Raw genomic sequence first — 15,777 nt, forward strand, 5'->3', positions numbered from 1 at the left:
AAAGAGAAAATTAAAATTAGTCAACAGAATCAAGAAAAATATTGCTAAATTTGAGATTAAACCTGAAGACGTCGGATTTAGTAAAACACTAAATATCAGTACTTAATATTTGACGTTAGTTGCAAAGATAAGTTTCCGTTTCAATGAAATTTATCGATTGTTAAACGAAGTTATGGTTTTTTTCTGACAAAATCAAGATTTTGGCTTCAAGCAACGATGTAGCAGTTTATAACAAGTTAATCACTTTCTCAACACGCTTAACTGCTTCCGTTTTCCCAATCATAAACATAATATCAAACACATCTGGACCTTGTAAATCACCAACTAGAGCTAAACGTAATGGCATCATAACTTTTCCAAAACCTATTTCTTTAGAAGTTATCCAGCCTTTAATTTTAGTTTGAAGGTTTTCTACAGTAAAATCTTCAATAGTATTTATAATTGAAGCGACCTCTTCTAAAATGCTCTTTGTATCTTCTTTAAACGCCTTTTTCGATGCTTTTTCATCATAAGAAGTTGGTGTAGTAAAAAAGAAGTGACTCAACGCCCAAAAATCTGAAACAAAAGTGGCGCGTTCTTTTATTAAACCAATAACCATTGAGATGTAATTAGCATCTATTTCGACTAATTCGTTTTGGCTATTTTTAAAAGCTTTAGCTAACTCATCATTACTCTGCTCTTGCATATAATGATGATTAAACCACTTTATTTTATCGGGGTCAAAACGGGCACCAGATTTGTTTACTTTATTTAAATCGAAAGCAGCAATCAATTCTTCAAGATTAAAAATTTCTTGTTCAGTTCCTGGATTCCAACCTAAAAATGCTAAAAAATTAACCATGGCTTCAGGGAAATAACCATCTTCTTTATAGCCGCTAGAAATATCACCCGTTTTAGGATCTGTCCACTTTAAAGGAAATACAGGAAAGCCTAATTTATCGCCATCACGTTTACTTAATTTTCCTTTTCCTGTTGGTTTTAAAATAAGCGGTAAATGAGCAAATTCTGGAGCTTCCCAACCCAATGCTTGGTATAATTGATAGTGCAATGCTAAGCTAGGCAACCATTCTTCACCACGAATAACATGTGAGATTTCCATTAAATGGTCGTCTACAATATTTGCTAAATGGTAGGTTGGCATACCATCACTTTTAAACAGCACTTTATCATCTAAAATATTGGTGTCAATTTTTATGTCGCCACGAATCATATCTTTTAAATGCAACGTTTCGTCTTGTGATGATTTAAACCGAATCACATAATTTTCACCAGCATCAAGCTTTGCTTGAGTTTCTTCTGGAGACAAAATCAAAGAGTTTACTAAACGACCTTTTTCGCGATTATGCCAATTATAAATAAAGGTTTTGCCTTTAGCTTCGTGATCTTTTCTATGAAAATCTAAAGTTTCAGCAGTATCAAAAGCGTAATATGCGTTGCCTGAAGCAATTAATTTATCTGCGTATTGTTTGTATAAGTGTTTGCGTTCGCTTTGTCTGTAAGGACCATACTTACCAGCATTCACAGGGCTTTCATCAGTAGGCATGCCACACCAATTTAAAGCATCAATAATATATTGTTCTGCACCTTCAACATAACGGTTTTGGTCGGTGTCTTCAATTCTTAAAATAAAGGTGCCGTTATGCTTTTTAGCAAATAAATAATTAAATAGCGCTGTACGAACGCCACCAATATGTAAAGGGCCTGTAGGACTTGGTGCAAAACGCACACGAACGTTTTTAGTCATGTTTTGTAATTTTGTGGCAAAGATACAATTAACACTTAATTATAAACCTTATAAAAATAAAATTGTAGTTTAGTAAGTTATAAGCCTTAAATACCATAATTGAACAATTTTAAAAACATACAAACTAAGTTAAAGCAATTTGTTAGTAGGTATTACACCAACGAGCTAATAAAAGGTTCTATTTTGTTTTTTGCAATAGGGTTGCTTTATTTATTGTTTACATTATTTATTGAGCATATTTTGTGGTTAAACCCTTTAGCAAGAACCATTTTATTTTGGTTGTTTATACTTGTTGAAGTTGTTTTGCTAGCTAAATTTATTGCTTTCCCATTGGCAAAATTGTTTAGGCTTAAAAAAGGCTTAAACGATATTGATGCCTCAAAAATAATTGGACAACACTTTCCTGAGGTTAGCGATAAATTACTGAACGTGCTTCAGTTGAAACAAGACCAATCGCAATCTGAATTGTTGTTAGCGAGTATCGAGCAAAAATCGATTGAATTAAAACCTGTTCCTTTTAAATTGGCTGTTAATTTTAAACAGAATATTAGCTATTTAAAATATGCTGCAATTCCTGTTTTAATCCTTTTAATTAGTTTTTTATCAGGCAAATCAAATTGGTTTACAACCAGTTACGATCGTATAACAAATTATAAAACAGCTTACGAACCTCCTGCTCCTTTTGAATTTTTTGTGGTTAATAACAACTTGCAAGCTATTGAAAACAAAGACTTTAAACTACAGGTTAAAACAGCTGGTGATGTTATTCCAGAAAGCGCACAAATTATTTACAACAATGAAACCTATTTTTTAAATCAAAAAGACATTGGTGAGTTTGAGTATGTGTTTTCTCAACCAAGATCAGATATAGAATTTCAATTAACCGCAAACAATGTAATATCAAAACCGTATAAAATTAGCGTTATTGAAACACCCTCTTTATTGAGTTTTGAGGTGGTATTAGACTACCCTAATCATACCAAAAAGAGAAATGATATTTTAAAAAGCACAGGAAACGCTATTGTTCCCGAGGGTACTAATATTACCTGGAAGCTTAAAACAAAAGCTACAGACGATGTGCATTTATTTGCATACGATACACTGCGTTTTTCTTCAGATAGTGCCAATAGTTTTAAGTTATCTAAACGTCTTTATAATAATTTCGACTATAGTTTAAGCACAAGTAACGCCAATCTTAAAAACCACGAAAATTTAGCTTTTAAAATTGATGTGGTTAAAGATGAATATCCTGAACTAAATTTAAAAACAGAAATAGACAGCGTAGATTTACAAACGCTTTATTTCTATGGTCAGGTAAGCGACGATTACGGCTTTAGCAAGCTAGAAATGGTGTATCATCCTGTAAATGAAGTGTCTAAAAAGCGTACTGTAAACATTCCAATTTCAAAAGGTAATATTGACGAATTTATTGCAGCATTCCCAAACAACTTAGACATTGAGGCGGGTATTGCTTACGAGTTGTATTTTCAGGTATTTGACAATGATGCGGTTAATAAATATAAGCGTACCAAAAGCAATGTGTTTACGTACAGAAAACGGACCCAAGAAGAAGAAGAAAAAAAGAAGCTTGAAGAGCAGAGCGAAACCATAAAAGACTTAAATAAAGCTTTAGAAAAATTTGAAGAACAAGATAAAAAGCTTGAAGAATTATCTAAAACCCAAAAAGAGAAATTTAATTTAAACTTTAATGATAAAAAGAAATTAGAATCATTTTTAAAGCGTCAGGAACAACAAGACGAAATGATGAAAAATTTCAACAAAAAACTACAAGAGAATTTAGAAGATTTTCAAAAGGAAAATAAAAAAGAAGATGCTTTTAAAGAAGATTTAAAAAAGCGATTAGAAGAAAACGAAGAGCAGCTAAAAAAAGACGAAAAGCTTTTAGAGGAATTAAAAAAGCTTCAAGAAAAAATTAATAAAGAAGATTTAACTCAAAAATTAGAGGAATTAGCAAAGCAAAACAAGAATAAAAAAAGAAGTTTACAACAACTCATTGAGCTAACTAAACGATTTTATGTTGAAAAGAAGCTTGAAAAGCTAAAAGAAGATTTAATGAAGTTGGCAATAGATCAAGAAAAATTATCTAACGAAAAAGATCAAAACAATACAAAAGAAAAACAAGACGATTTAAATAATAAGTTTCAAGACTTTAAAAAGGACATAGAGCAACTCGAAAAAGACAGTAAGGAATTAAAAAAATCATTTAAAATACCTCGAGATAAATTAGATGAAAATGAAGTTGAAAAAGAGCAACAAAATGCCTCTGAGGAATTAGAGAAAAGCAAAGAGGAAAATACTTCAGAAAAACAAGAAAATGAATCAGACAAACCAAAAGCAGAGACTAAACAAAACGCTAAAAAAAGCCAAAAGAAAGCTGCAAAAAAAATGATGGAAATGAGCGATAAAATGAAAAGCTCAATGGGAGGAGGAGACTCCAATCAAATGCAAGAAGACGCTGAAATGCTTCGTCAAATACTTGATAATTTAGTTTTATTTTCTTTTGACCAAGAAGCATTGATGAATCAATTTAAAGCCATTGAAATCAATCATAATAAGTATGCTTCTTTTTTAAGAAAACAGCATAACTTAAAAGAGCATTTCGAGCATATCGATGATAGCTTGTTTGCTTTGTCCTTACGTCAACCAAAACTATCTGAAACGGTAAATAAAGAGATTACAGAAGTGTTTTATAATATTGATAAATCACTTAGCCTATTGGCCGAAAATCAATTATATCAAGGCGTTTCTAATCAACAATTTGCTATTACTGCAGCTAATAATTTAGCCAATTTTTTAAGCGACGTTTTAGATAATATGCAGGAAAATATGAGTATGTCTCAAGGTAAAGGCGGACAAGGCGAAATGCAATTACCAGATATTATTATGAGTCAAGAAGAACTTAATAAAATGATGGAAGAAGGCCTAAAAAAAGGCGAAGGTAAAAAACCTAAAGAGGGAGAAGGAGGTAAAAATGGAGAAAAGGATAAAGAAGGTGATAAGGAAAGTAAAGGAAACAATGGCAAACAAAGTTCTGGTGAAGGTGAAGGAGAAAGTGAAGATTTAAATGGTATGCTTTACGAGATTTATCAACAGCAACAAGAATTAAGACAAGCCTTAGAGAAACGTTTAGACAAAGAAGGAAAAGGAACTAAAGGAAATGGCGATAAGTTGTTGAAAAAAATGGAAGAGATTGAATTGGATTTACTAAACAAAGGTTTTACAAATCAAACGCTTCAAAAAATGATGGCATTAAAGCATCAATTATTAAAAATGGAGAATGCTACGTTTCAACAAGGAGAAGACAATAAGCGCAAATCAGAAACAAACAAGAATGATTTTATAAATAACACAAACCATCAAATTCCTTCTATAAAGCAATATTTTAATACTACAGAAATATTGAACAGACAAACCTTACCTTTGCGTCAAGTTTATAGAAAGAAAGTACAAGAGTATTTTAAGAAAACAAATGATTAGTTTTAATTACGAAACCGATTTTTTATTGGATAATGAAGAAGAAATTTCTTCTTGGGTTTTAAAAGTTATTTCTTCAGAAGGATTTAAAGTAGAAGAGGTTAACTATGTGTTTTGTAATGATGCTTATTTACACAAATTAAATGTCGAGTTTTTAAATCATAACACATTAACTGATATTATTAGCTTTGATTATTCTATAGGAAAAATAATACAAGGTGATATCTTTATTTCTACCGAAAGAGTATTAGAAAACGCTAAAGATTTTAAGGTTTCTTTCGAAGAAGAATTACATCGCGTTATCATACATGGTATTTTACATTACTGTGGCTATAAAGATAAAACCAAGGATGAAATAAAATTGATGCGAAACAAAGAAAATCACTACTTAAAGCAGCTAGGTTAAAATTCAAGAAATCAGTGTATATTTGCAAACCAAAATTATCACGTATGTTCCACGTGGAACACTATGGATAAATTATTAATTTATGTTCAACGAAGTATATGATGTAATAGTGGTTGGAGCAGGTCACGCAGGAAGTGAAGCTGCTGCTGCTGCTGCTAATATGGGAAGTAAAACCCTATTGGTTACCATGAATTTACAAAACATTGCTCAAATGTCTTGTAATCCTGCTATGGGAGGTATTGCTAAAGGACAAATTGTGCGTGAGATTGATGCGCTTGGTGGTTACAGTGGTATAGTTTCAGATACTTCGGCTATACAGTTTAAAATGCTTAACAAATCTAAAGGACCTGCTATGTGGAGCCCGAGAGTTCAAAGCGACAGGATGCGTTTTGCAGAAGACTGGAGATTGCTTTTAGAAAGCACACCTAATCTAGATTTTTATCAGGAAATGGTTTCGGGTTTGATTATAGAAAGGAATAAAGTAGTAGGTGTAAAAACATCTTTAGGAATTGAAATAAAAGCAAAATCTGTAGTACTTACTAACGGCACTTTTTTAAATGGATTAATACATATAGGTGATAAAAACTTTGGAGGAGGAAGAGCAGGTGAAAGAGCTGCAACAGGAATCACAGAACAACTAGTTGCTTTGGGTTTTGATTCTGGTAGAATGAAAACAGGAACACCTCCAAGAGTTGATGGCAGAAGTTTAGATTATTCTAAAATGATTGAGCAACCTGGAGACAACAATCCTGAGAAATTCTCTTATTTAGACATTACAAAACCGTTAGAAAACCAGCGATCTTGTCATATGACTTATACAAGTCCTGAGGTTCACGATTTGCTTCGTGAAGGCTTTGAAAGGTCGCCAATGTTTAATGGCAGGATTAAAAGTTTAGGCCCAAGATATTGCCCATCAATTGAAGATAAGATTAATCGTTTTGCCGACAAAGACAGGCACCAATTATTTATTGAACCCGAGGGTTGGAATACCTGTGAAGTTTATGTAAATGGGTTTTCGACATCGCTTCCAGAAGATGTTCAATTTAAAGCATTAAGTTCTGTAGTTGGTTTTGAGAATGTAAAATTCTTTAGACCAGGATACGCTATAGAATATGATTATTTTCCACCAACGCAATTAAAGCACACATTAGAAACCAAGTTAGTTGAAGGTTTATATTTTGCAGGTCAGATTAATGGCACTACGGGCTATGAAGAGGCAGCATCACAGGGTTTAATGGCAGGTATAAATGCAAGTTTAAAAGTTCGAGAAAAAGAATCTTTTACCCTAAAAAGAGATGAGGCTTATATAGGCGTTTTAATAGACGATTTAATTACAAAAGGCACAGAAGAACCTTATAGAATGTTCACATCAAGAGCAGAATATAGAACTTTATTACGTCAAGATAATGCAGATTTAAGATTAACGCCTAAGGGGTTTGAATTAGGTTTAGCTTCAGAAAAGCGTTTAAAAAGGATGGAAGAAAAGCACGAAGCAGCAGAAAAATTTGTAAACTTTTTTGAATCACAAAGTGTAAAACCAGAAGAGATAAATCCTATTTTAGAAAACAAAAATTCATCAGCTGTAAAACAATCTGGGAAGTTGTTTAAAGTATTTGCCAGACCAAATATTGAGATGGAAGATATTAGAAAAGTTAAAAGTGTTGAGGCATATATTCAAGATAATAATTTAGATGGGGAAGTGATTGAGCAGGCCGAAATTCAAGTTAAATACGCTGGCTATATTGCCAAGGAAAAAAACAATGCAGATAAATTAAGTAGGCTAGAGTATGTGAAAATACCAGAGCACTTTGACTATTCTCAAATTAAATCTATGAGTTTTGAAGCGCGTGAGAAATTAAAAAAAATACAACCAACAACAGTGTCTCAAGCCTCAAGAATTAGTGGGGTGTCGCCTAATGATATTTCAGTTTTATTGGTTTATATGGGTCGATAATTGTTTGACGTTCCACGTGGAACGTCGTCTTTTAATTTTCTTTTTTTGTTATTCTGAACCTGTTTTAGAATCTATTTCAAATGGATAAAAAATTTATTTTTTTAAATGTAAAAGACCACTCCGTTTCAGGAGAGAGGTTTGAATTAATCCCAAATTCAGAATACGATTTTTTAGAAACCACACCCCAACCATCTTTAGATAAATTACCTGAATATTATATAAGTGAAGACTACATTTCGCATACAGATTCTAAAAGAAATCTATTCGAAAAAGCATATCATTTAGTTAGAAGTATTTCACTAAAAAAGAAATTAAACTTAATTAATGCATTTGCTTTTCGAGAATCTCAATGTAAAACCTTAGAAGAAAAAACCCTTTTAGATGTTGGATGTGGTACAGGCGATTTTTTAGAAATTGCAAAAAAGAATAATTGGCAAGTCTCAGGAATTGAGCCAAACAATCAAGCTAGAGAAATTGCTAATAAAAAAACTAATAATTCGGTTTTTGAAACAGATAAGCTTTTAATATTTGATGCCAATAGTTTTGATGTCATTACGCTTTGGCATGTATTGGAGCATTTACCAAATTTGGAAGATCATGTTTCCATTTTTAAAAAGCTTTTAAAACCAAATGGAGCTCTAATTATTGCTGTGCCAAATTATAAAAGTTATGATGCAAAATATTATAAACAGTTTTGGGCAGCTTATGATGTGCCAAGACACCTTTGGCATTTTAATCAAGCATCTATTTCAAAATTAGTTTCAAAACAATCTTTTAAAGTTGAAAAAGTAAAACCTATGTGGTTTGATTCATTTTATGTGAGCATGCTTTCAGAAAAATATAAATCTGGAAAAATGAATCCTATTAAGGGTATTTGGATTGGTTTGCTTTCAAATATAAAAGCAATTTATTCAAAAGAAGCTTCATCTTTAATTTACATCATTAAAAACAGTTAAAAATTCATTTTTTCATAGCTATAGCTTTCTTTAACTTAATAAACGTGCAAATACCAGTCGAGTTTTTAAAACGGTCTTAAAACGCTTTAAACACATTTGTTTTTAATAGAAATTAATTATTAAAAAACGGATTCGTTATAAGATTTCTTTATGTGTTAAATTCAAAATAAATCTACTTAAAAATATAACCTACTTTATTACATTTGTGCGGATTAAAAAAACAAAAAAACCAAAACCATGAAAAATATAATTTACGTAGTATTAGCTATGATTGTTTTATCGTCTTGTCAAAAACAAGAAAAAATAGGATATGTAAATAACGCAACGCTTATAAATGATTTTAATGAAAAGAAAGATCTTGAAGCAAAATTTAAAGTTAGGCAAGAAACATTTACAAAAAAATTCGATAGTATCGACCAAGCGTTTCAAGTTGAAGTTGAAAAATTTCAAACAGGTGCTAAAAGAATGTCTCAAACAAAAGCGCAACAAAAATATCAAGAGCTAGGACAGAAGAAACAGATGCTGGATCAACAAAAACAAATTGATGCTCAACAATTTCAACAAGCTTATCAAGCAGAAATGGACTCTTTAATTGTTAAAGTAAAAGATTTTGTTGAAGATTACGGACAAAAAAACAATTATACATATATTATAGGAACTACTGATGCAGTATCAACAATTATGTATGGCAAAGAAGAAAACGACTTAACACAAACCATTTTAGATGCTTTAAATGATAATAAAGCGAAAAATAAAGAAGCTGATAAAAAGGATTAATTAAAAAATAAATAACACGATAAAGTTCACTAAATTTAAGTTTAGTGAACTTTTTTGTTTTAACAATAAAGCGAAAAAGCCTTTGGTATAAGTGTTATTTTAATATTTCCAGTACCAATTAGCTCTCCGTCTGCTTGAATAAACGGAAATTCATCTTGATTAATTTCAACTTTTATGTGTTTAGATTTAAACGTTTGTATTTTTTTATGATTAGATATTTTTCCATTAAACAATTTACTTACATTTTTTATAACATCTAATTTGCTAAGATTTTTAGCAATACTAATATCAAAATAACCATCAAAGGGGTTTGGCGAATCTGTAAGCTGCATGCCTCCACCAGAATATTTACAAACACCAACCAAAACCATAAGTGTTTTTCCAGAAATGGTTTCTGAATTTGACGACACTTTAGATTCAAAATTCTTAAAGAAAAACAAACTAATTAAAGTTCCATACAAATAGGCTAAAGCTCCAATATACTTATGTTTATTAACTTTACTTACTACATATCCATCAAAACCAATACCAGCTAAATTATTAAAGTAAACGGGAGTTTTTGTCTGATTTAAAAACTCAATTTTACCAATATCTTGATGTGCTATTTTTTTGTTTTTAATAAGTTGAATTGCTGAATCAATATTTTTTGGAATTTTATGTGTTTTTACCCAATCGTTTCCAGTACCAATGGGGATTACACCAACATTAATTTTAGATGTAGGAACATTATTTTGAGTCATAATTCCATTAACTATGTTATGTAAAGTACCATCACCACCAACTGAAATTATATTTTTAAAATTCTGTTTAATAGCTTGATGAACAAGTTTAATACTATGTTTTGAATAGGTTGTAAGAACATGTTCAAAAATAAATTCATGCTTCTCTAAAAGGGATTTAATTTTTGGCCAATTTTTCTTGCCGGAACCATTCCCAGAAGTAGGGTTAATAATTACAAACCAAGATTTGGAAGCAGTATCCATTACTCAGCTTTTTTATGAAGTAAGTGCGTTAATTTAATAGACAAATCCGTTAAAATAATTTTAGAATTCCCATTGCGTTCAATATGGTAAATAGCATCTTGCAGTTCGTTGCTAATATCTAAAATATTATTTCCGTGAACAAAAGGCGCAAAGTTTTCAAGCTTAAAGCTTTCGGTTTTAGGCTCAAGATAAACCAAATCTGAAGCATTATAATTTACTAGTAAAGCTTGACGAAAAAAGTCTAAGCAAAAGTTTAGAAACTGTTTTTGGTTTTCTCGTCCTGTTTTTGCAATGTCTTCACTCCAAGAAATTAAATCATGAATAGCTGCTTTGTTGCCTTTAGCTTTAAAAGCACTTCTAATCCAGAAAACGAACCAAGTTTCAAATTGAATATCTTCAGAATCTTGATATACTAAATCGCAAGCTTTGTTATAATTCCCGTTAGACTGGTGGGCAATTTTTGTAGCCACACCAATATCTATATTATACTGTTTTACTAAAGCATTTTTAATAACCTCTTCAGCTAAAGGCGGAAAATGTAATATTTGGCAGCGCGATCGAATGGTATTAATAATCTGTTCCTCATCTTCAGCAATCAATAAAAAAATAGTTTTATTTGGTGGTTCTTCAATTAATTTTAAAAGCTTGTTGGCACAGGCAGAATTCATTTTTTCAGCCATCCAAATCAGCATCACTTTATAACCACCTTCGTAAGATTTTAGTGTAAGCGATTTTACAATCTCGTGTGCTTCATCAACTCCAATTTGTCCTTGTTTGTTATCAACTCCAAGTAATTTGTACCAGTCAAAAAGGTTGCCGTAAGGCTGTTCATTTAAAAGCTGTCGCCATTCTTCCAGATAAAAACTAGAAACGGGTTTGCTTTTTACTTTATTGCTCGTAGTTACCGGAAATGCAAAATGTAAATCAGGATGCGAAAAGTTTTTAAATTTCAGGTTACAAACTTCGTTTCCCGTATTATTTTCTCCGTCAGAATTCGAGCATAAAATATATTGAGCATAAGCCAATGCCATAGGCAAAGTTCCAGAACCCTCATTCCCTACAAATAATTGCGCATGCGGTATTCTACCATTATCCACACTTTGTGTAAGGTGTTTTTTTATATGTTCTTGCCCTAATATATCTTCAAAAAGCATAGCGCAAACCTACATAATTTTTATCAGATGCTAAGTACCTAACTTTTATAGATTTTTATTTGGGCGCCTGCCTGCTGCCAGTCAGGTTACCACAAGGGTCGAGCTTGAGTTTCTTATGAGCGCAGTCGAAGGGCGATATCTTTTTTTCAAAAAAAGTCAAGATGACTTCTATATGGGGCACATATAAATTGCTAATTAAATATTTCTTTTAAGCTACATCGTTTTCGTTAAAAAACACATTTTAAATGGTTGTATAATTAGTTACATTTGTGGTTAAATTAACTAAGAAACAAAAACATAGACATATAATGAAAAAGCTAAACGATTTCAATTTCGAAAATAAAAAGGCCTTAATCCGTGTAGATTTTAATGTGCCTTTAAATGAAAATTTTGAAGTAACTGATGCCACAAGAATTGTATCTGCAAAACCAACTATTATAAAAATTTTAGAAGATGGTGGAAGCTGTATTTTAATGTCGCATTTAGGGCGTCCAAAAGGGTTTCAAGATGAATTTTCATTAAAGCATATCGCATCTAAAGTTGAAGATATTTTAGGTGTAGAAGTAAAAACTGTTGCAGATTGTATAGGCGATGATGTCGAAGCGGCAGCAGCTAATTTACAACCAGGTGAAATTTTATTATTAGAAAACCTACGTTTCTATAAAGAGGAAACAGCTGGAGATAAAGATTTTGCTAAAAAACTATCAAAATTAGGAGACATTTACGTTAATGACGCCTTTGGCACAGCGCATAGAGCACATGCCTCTACAACCATAGTGGCTCAGTTTTTTGAAGGTAAAAAATGCTTCGGAAACTTATTAGCTCAAGAAATTGAAAGTATCAATAAAGTTATGGAAACAGGAGAAAAACCTGTTTTAGCAATACTAGGTGGCGCTAAAGTATCTTCAAAAATCACCATTATCGAAAATATTTTAGATAAAGTAGACCATTTAATTATTGGTGGAGGTATGGCATTTACATTTGTAAAAGCACAAGGCGGAAAAATTGGGAATTCAATTTGCGAAGACGATAAAATGCCTTTAGCGCTTGAAATATTAGAACAAGCTAAAGCAAAAAATGTGCAAGTGCATATTCCTGTTGACACGGTTGCTGCAGACGATTTTAGTAATAATGCTAATACACAAATTTTAGATATTAACGAAATTCCTGATGGTTGGGAAGGTGTTGATGCTGGACCAAAATCTAGAGCCCAATTTCATGATGTGGTAATGCAATCAAAAACGATTCTTTGGAACGGGCCATTAGGGGTTTTTGAAATGGAAAGTTTTGCAAACGGAACCATAGAATTAGGAAACTCGATTGCTGAAGCTACTAAAAATGGTGCTTTTTCATTAGTTGGTGGTGGCGATTCTGTTGCAGCAGTTAAACAATTTGGTTTTGAAGATAAAGTAAGTTACGTAAGTACAGGTGGTGGTGCGATGTTAGAAAGCTTAGAAGGAAAAACACTTCCAGGAATTGCCGCTATTTTAGAGTAGTAGTTTAAAAAAAGACAGACACTAACTTCACTAATTAGTACGAATGATGAATTTTAGTGATTTGAAATTAGTGTCAAAAAAAATAGAGATATTTGATGTGTTTGTTGAGATAATAAAGTGAATTTATTTTCTAATTACAGCAAAAAATACGATTTTAGCCATACAATCGTTCAATAATACTGAATAGATTATATGGCTTTTCGATTTTTTATAATATGCTTTCTTTTTAACCTTAGTGTTTGTTTTTCACAAACGCAAGACTCTACTTTACTTCAAAAAAAATCTATTAAAGATTCAATAATTGACGGAAATAACCTTGTTATAAAAAAGATTGAAGCGGAAAAAGATACTACTGCTGTTAAAAAACTTGAAGATTTAGAACTTGCTGCAAAAATAGATGAAAAATGGCTGGAAGAATTATACAGTAATAATCTGTTTGATACCATTTACAAATCGGTTACAGAGCTTACTTATGAGCCTGTTGATTACCCAGAGCTGCCTACAGATACATTAAAAAAACGGCTAAAAGAGCTAGATGCCAAAACACCATTTAATGTAGAATACAATCCTGCATTAGAAAGTGTTATAAAATCATATTTAAAACGACGCAGAAAGCATTTGCAAAAGTTAATGACTTTAAGTGAGTTTTACTTTCCTATGTTTGAGCGCGAATTAGACAATCACAACATTCCATTAGAAATAAAATACTTAGCCATTGTAGAATCGGCATTAAAGCCTAGAGCAAAATCTAGAGTGGGCGCAACAGGATTATGGCAGTTTATGTTCGGAACCGGTAAAGAACATGGTTTAGATGTAAGCAGCTATGTTGATGAGCGTAGCGATCCTATAAAATCTACCGAAGCAGCCGCAAAATATTTAGCACGACTATATAAGATTTTTGGCGATTGGGATTTAGCTTTAGCGGCTTATAACTCTGGACCAGGAAATGTTACCAAAGCCATAAGGCGATCTGGCGGCTACCAAAATTATTGGAACATTAGGCATAATTTACCACGCGAAACCGCAGGTTATTTGCCTGCTTTTTTAGCTAACATGTATATTTTTGAATACGCAGAAGAACTTGGTTTTAAAAAGCTTAAACCACAATTTACACTAATTGAAACCGATACTGTTAGAGTAAAACACATGATAACACTCGATCAGGTTTCAGAGGTTACAGGAACACCTATTGAAGAACTTCAGTTTTTAAACCCTTCGTATAAATTAGACATTATACCTTATATAGAAAAAGAAAACTATGTATTGCGATTGCCTAGAGATGTTGTTGGGACTTTTGTAAATAACGAAGAAAAAATTTATGCTTTTGTAAAAGAAGAGTTTGCAAAACGCGAAAAACCATTACCACAATTTTTTAATGCTAACGATAAAATACGCTATCGGGTTAAATCTGGAGATTATCTGGGAAAAATAGCCAGAAAATATGGTGTAAGAGTTAGCCAATTAAAACAATGGAATGGATTAAGGAGTAATAACCTAAAAATTGGTCAGCGATTAACAGTTTACCCACGAAAACCCTATATTGCAAGTGCCTCTTCAACCCAAAAAACAACAAAAACGAAGCCCATTTCAGGCAATGTTGTGACCTATATTGTTAAAAACGGAGACTCACTTTGGAGTATAGCACAAAAATTTTCTGGAGTTTCTGTTCAAAATATTAAAGATTGGAACGGTATTAGTGGTAGTAAATTAAAACCAGGAATGACTCTTAAAATATCGAAAGGATAAGTAGTTCCTAAAAAACCAAAATGTAATGATGCGTAATTTTCTTTTATCAACACTGGCAATTGTGCTATTTGTTTCTTGCGGAGACAAAACATCTTCAAACGACAGAATACTTTTCGATTCTTCTGGGAATGTAAATCACATATCTGTTGTAGTTAGCAACGAGTTATGGAATGGTAGCGTTGGAGAATCTATTAGAAATGTGTTATTAACCCCCATTTATGGTTTGCCACAAGACGAGCCTATGTTTAGTATAAACCAAATACCTACTAAGGTGTTTTCTGATTTTATTACAAGAAACAGATCTATTTTAAAGATAGAATTAGGTAAAGAAACAGGGTTTAAAGTTACTCAAAATGTATATGCAAAACCACAAAAAGTAATTGTTGTTTCAGGAAAAACTAAAGCAGATGTTATTAAGTTAATTAAAGATAATTCTGAAAAAATATTACAAGAATTTAAAAACGAAGAGCTTAGAGAACAACAACGACGTATAAGCAAATCGCTTTATAACGCCAAAGTTATAGAGGAAAACTTAGGCTTAAATATTAAATTTCAAACAGCTTACAGAATTGTAAAAACAACCGCTAGAAAAGACGAAAAGTTTTTTTGGATTAAAAAAGACTTTAAAGCAAGCTCAAATGTTTCGGGAGACTTAAATATACTTTTGTACCAAGTTCCATTAAGTGCTATTAATAGAGACTCGACTCTTGTTACACAGGTTATTAAAATGAGAGACTCTATTGGCAAAAAATTTATTCATGGCACTATTGAAGGTTCTTATATGGCCACAGAAGATGCATACACACCATTTAATTCTGAAACGATTATTGATAATAAACCAGCTTTCGAGACTAAAGGTATTTGGGACCTAAAAGAAGGCACCCTTATGGCAGGACCATTTATAAATTATGCTATAGAAGATAAAATAAACAACAGATGGGTTATTGCAGAAGGTTTTGTGTTTGCACCATCAATAGAAAAAAGAAATTATATGTTCGAGCTGGAGGCCATTATAAAATCTATCAAAATAAAGTAGCCATACGTTATTCAATAAACAGATAAAAAA

General features: G+C 31.8%; 11 protein-coding genes. 8 read left to right on the forward strand and 3 right to left on the reverse strand.

The annotated features are described in order from the left end of the window. Positions 1-226 precede the first annotated feature (226 nt). Entirely contained in the window at positions 227-1,744 is a 1,518-nt protein-coding gene (gene gltX / locus L3X37_RS00005) for a glutamate--tRNA ligase (RefSeq protein ID WP_237238068.1), read from the reverse strand. 99 nt (positions 1,745-1,843) lie between these two features. On the opposite strand from gltX, the gene L3X37_RS00010 reads away from it, so the two are divergent. From L3X37_RS00010 to L3X37_RS00030, 5 genes are all read left to right on the forward strand, one after another. Continuing rightward, on the forward strand, positions 1,844-5,242 hold the full coding sequence (locus L3X37_RS00010) for a coiled-coil domain-containing protein (protein ID WP_237238070.1): 3,399 nt from the start codon (positions 1,844-1,846) through the stop codon (positions 5,240-5,242). After that, the gene (ybeY, locus tag L3X37_RS00015) at positions 5,235-5,645 is read left to right on the forward strand and encodes an rRNA maturation RNase YbeY (RefSeq protein ID WP_237238072.1); all 411 of its coding nucleotides are present in this window, start codon (positions 5,235-5,237) and stop codon (positions 5,643-5,645) included. Before L3X37_RS00010 ends, ybeY begins: the two co-directional genes overlap by 8 nt. Positions 5,646-5,727: 82 nt before the next feature. Beyond that, positions 5,728-7,599 carry a tRNA uridine-5-carboxymethylaminomethyl(34) synthesis enzyme MnmG gene (mnmG, locus tag L3X37_RS00020; protein ID WP_237238074.1) on the forward strand — a complete coding sequence of 624 codons (1,872 nt, stop codon included), beginning with the start codon at positions 5,728-5,730 and terminating at the stop codon, positions 7,597-7,599. Between the two features lie 80 nt (positions 7,600-7,679). Further along, complete coding sequence (locus tag L3X37_RS00025; RefSeq protein WP_237238077.1) at positions 7,680-8,555, forward strand: class I SAM-dependent methyltransferase; 876 nt, start codon at positions 7,680-7,682, stop codon at positions 8,553-8,555. Positions 8,556-8,792: 237 nt separating this feature from the next. Then, a complete protein-coding gene (locus L3X37_RS00030) occupies positions 8,793-9,332 on the forward strand; it encodes an OmpH/Skp family outer membrane protein (RefSeq protein ID WP_237238078.1) in 540 nt (179 codons plus the stop codon). A 59-nt stretch (positions 9,333-9,391) separates the two neighbouring features. Here L3X37_RS00030 and L3X37_RS00035 read toward each other — a convergent pair whose 3' ends face one another. Further along, entirely contained in the window at positions 9,392-10,315 is a 924-nt protein-coding gene (locus tag L3X37_RS00035) for a diacylglycerol/lipid kinase family protein (RefSeq protein WP_237238079.1), read from the reverse strand. Beyond that, on the reverse strand, positions 10,315-11,469 hold the full coding sequence (locus tag L3X37_RS00040; protein WP_237238080.1) for a DNA polymerase III subunit: 1,155 nt from the start codon (positions 11,467-11,469) through the stop codon (positions 10,315-10,317). Before L3X37_RS00040 ends, L3X37_RS00035 begins: the two co-directional genes overlap by 1 nt. A gap of 308 nt (positions 11,470-11,777) precedes the next feature. Between L3X37_RS00040 and L3X37_RS00045 the strand changes: the two genes are divergently transcribed. The 3 genes from L3X37_RS00045 (at position 11,778) to L3X37_RS00055 (ending at position 15,747) form a co-directional block, all read left to right on the forward strand. After that, a complete protein-coding gene (locus L3X37_RS00045; RefSeq protein ID WP_237238081.1) occupies positions 11,778-12,965 on the forward strand; it encodes a phosphoglycerate kinase in 1,188 nt (395 codons plus the stop codon). Between the two features lie 192 nt (positions 12,966-13,157). Further along, positions 13,158-14,711, forward strand: a complete 1,554-nt coding sequence (locus tag L3X37_RS00050) for a LysM peptidoglycan-binding domain-containing protein (protein ID WP_237238082.1) — start codon at positions 13,158-13,160, stop codon at positions 14,709-14,711. Between the two features lie 25 nt (positions 14,712-14,736). Continuing rightward, positions 14,737-15,747: a DUF4837 family protein gene (locus L3X37_RS00055; RefSeq protein WP_237238083.1), complete on the forward strand. Its 1,011-nt coding sequence runs from the start codon at positions 14,737-14,739 to the stop codon at positions 15,745-15,747. Positions 15,748-15,777: the final 30 nt, after the last annotated feature.

The sequence above is a fragment of the Wocania arenilitoris genome, from assembly GCF_021728535.1.
In the GTDB taxonomy this organism is placed as follows: Bacteria; Bacteroidota; Bacteroidia; order Flavobacteriales; family Flavobacteriaceae; genus Wocania_A; species Wocania_A arenilitoris.

Bases quoted from the DNA above. Each gene is read 5' to 3' on its own strand.
- gltX (WP_237238068.1), bottom strand. From the start codon at position 1,744: ATGACTAAAAACGTTCGTGTGCGTTTTGCACCAAGTCCTACAGGCCCT.
- ybeY (WP_237238072.1), top strand. From the start codon at position 5,235: ATGATTAGTTTTAATTACGAAACCGATTTTTTATTGGATAATGAAGAA.
- mnmG (WP_237238074.1), top strand. From the start codon at position 5,728: ATGTTCAACGAAGTATATGATGTAATAGTGGTTGGAGCAGGTCACGCA.
- L3X37_RS00025 (WP_237238077.1), top strand. From the start codon at position 7,680: ATGGATAAAAAATTTATTTTTTTAAATGTAAAAGACCACTCCGTTTCA.
- L3X37_RS00030 (WP_237238078.1), top strand. From the start codon at position 8,793: ATGAAAAATATAATTTACGTAGTATTAGCTATGATTGTTTTATCGTCT.
- L3X37_RS00035 (WP_237238079.1), bottom strand. From the start codon at position 10,315: ATGGATACTGCTTCCAAATCTTGGTTTGTAATTATTAACCCTACTTCT.
- L3X37_RS00040 (WP_237238080.1), bottom strand. From the start codon at position 11,469: ATGCTTTTTGAAGATATATTAGGGCAAGAACATATAAAAAAACACCTT.
- L3X37_RS00045 (WP_237238081.1), top strand. From the start codon at position 11,778: ATGAAAAAGCTAAACGATTTCAATTTCGAAAATAAAAAGGCCTTAATC.
- L3X37_RS00050 (WP_237238082.1), top strand. From the start codon at position 13,158: ATGGCTTTTCGATTTTTTATAATATGCTTTCTTTTTAACCTTAGTGTT.
- L3X37_RS00055 (WP_237238083.1), top strand. From the start codon at position 14,737: ATGATGCGTAATTTTCTTTTATCAACACTGGCAATTGTGCTATTTGTT.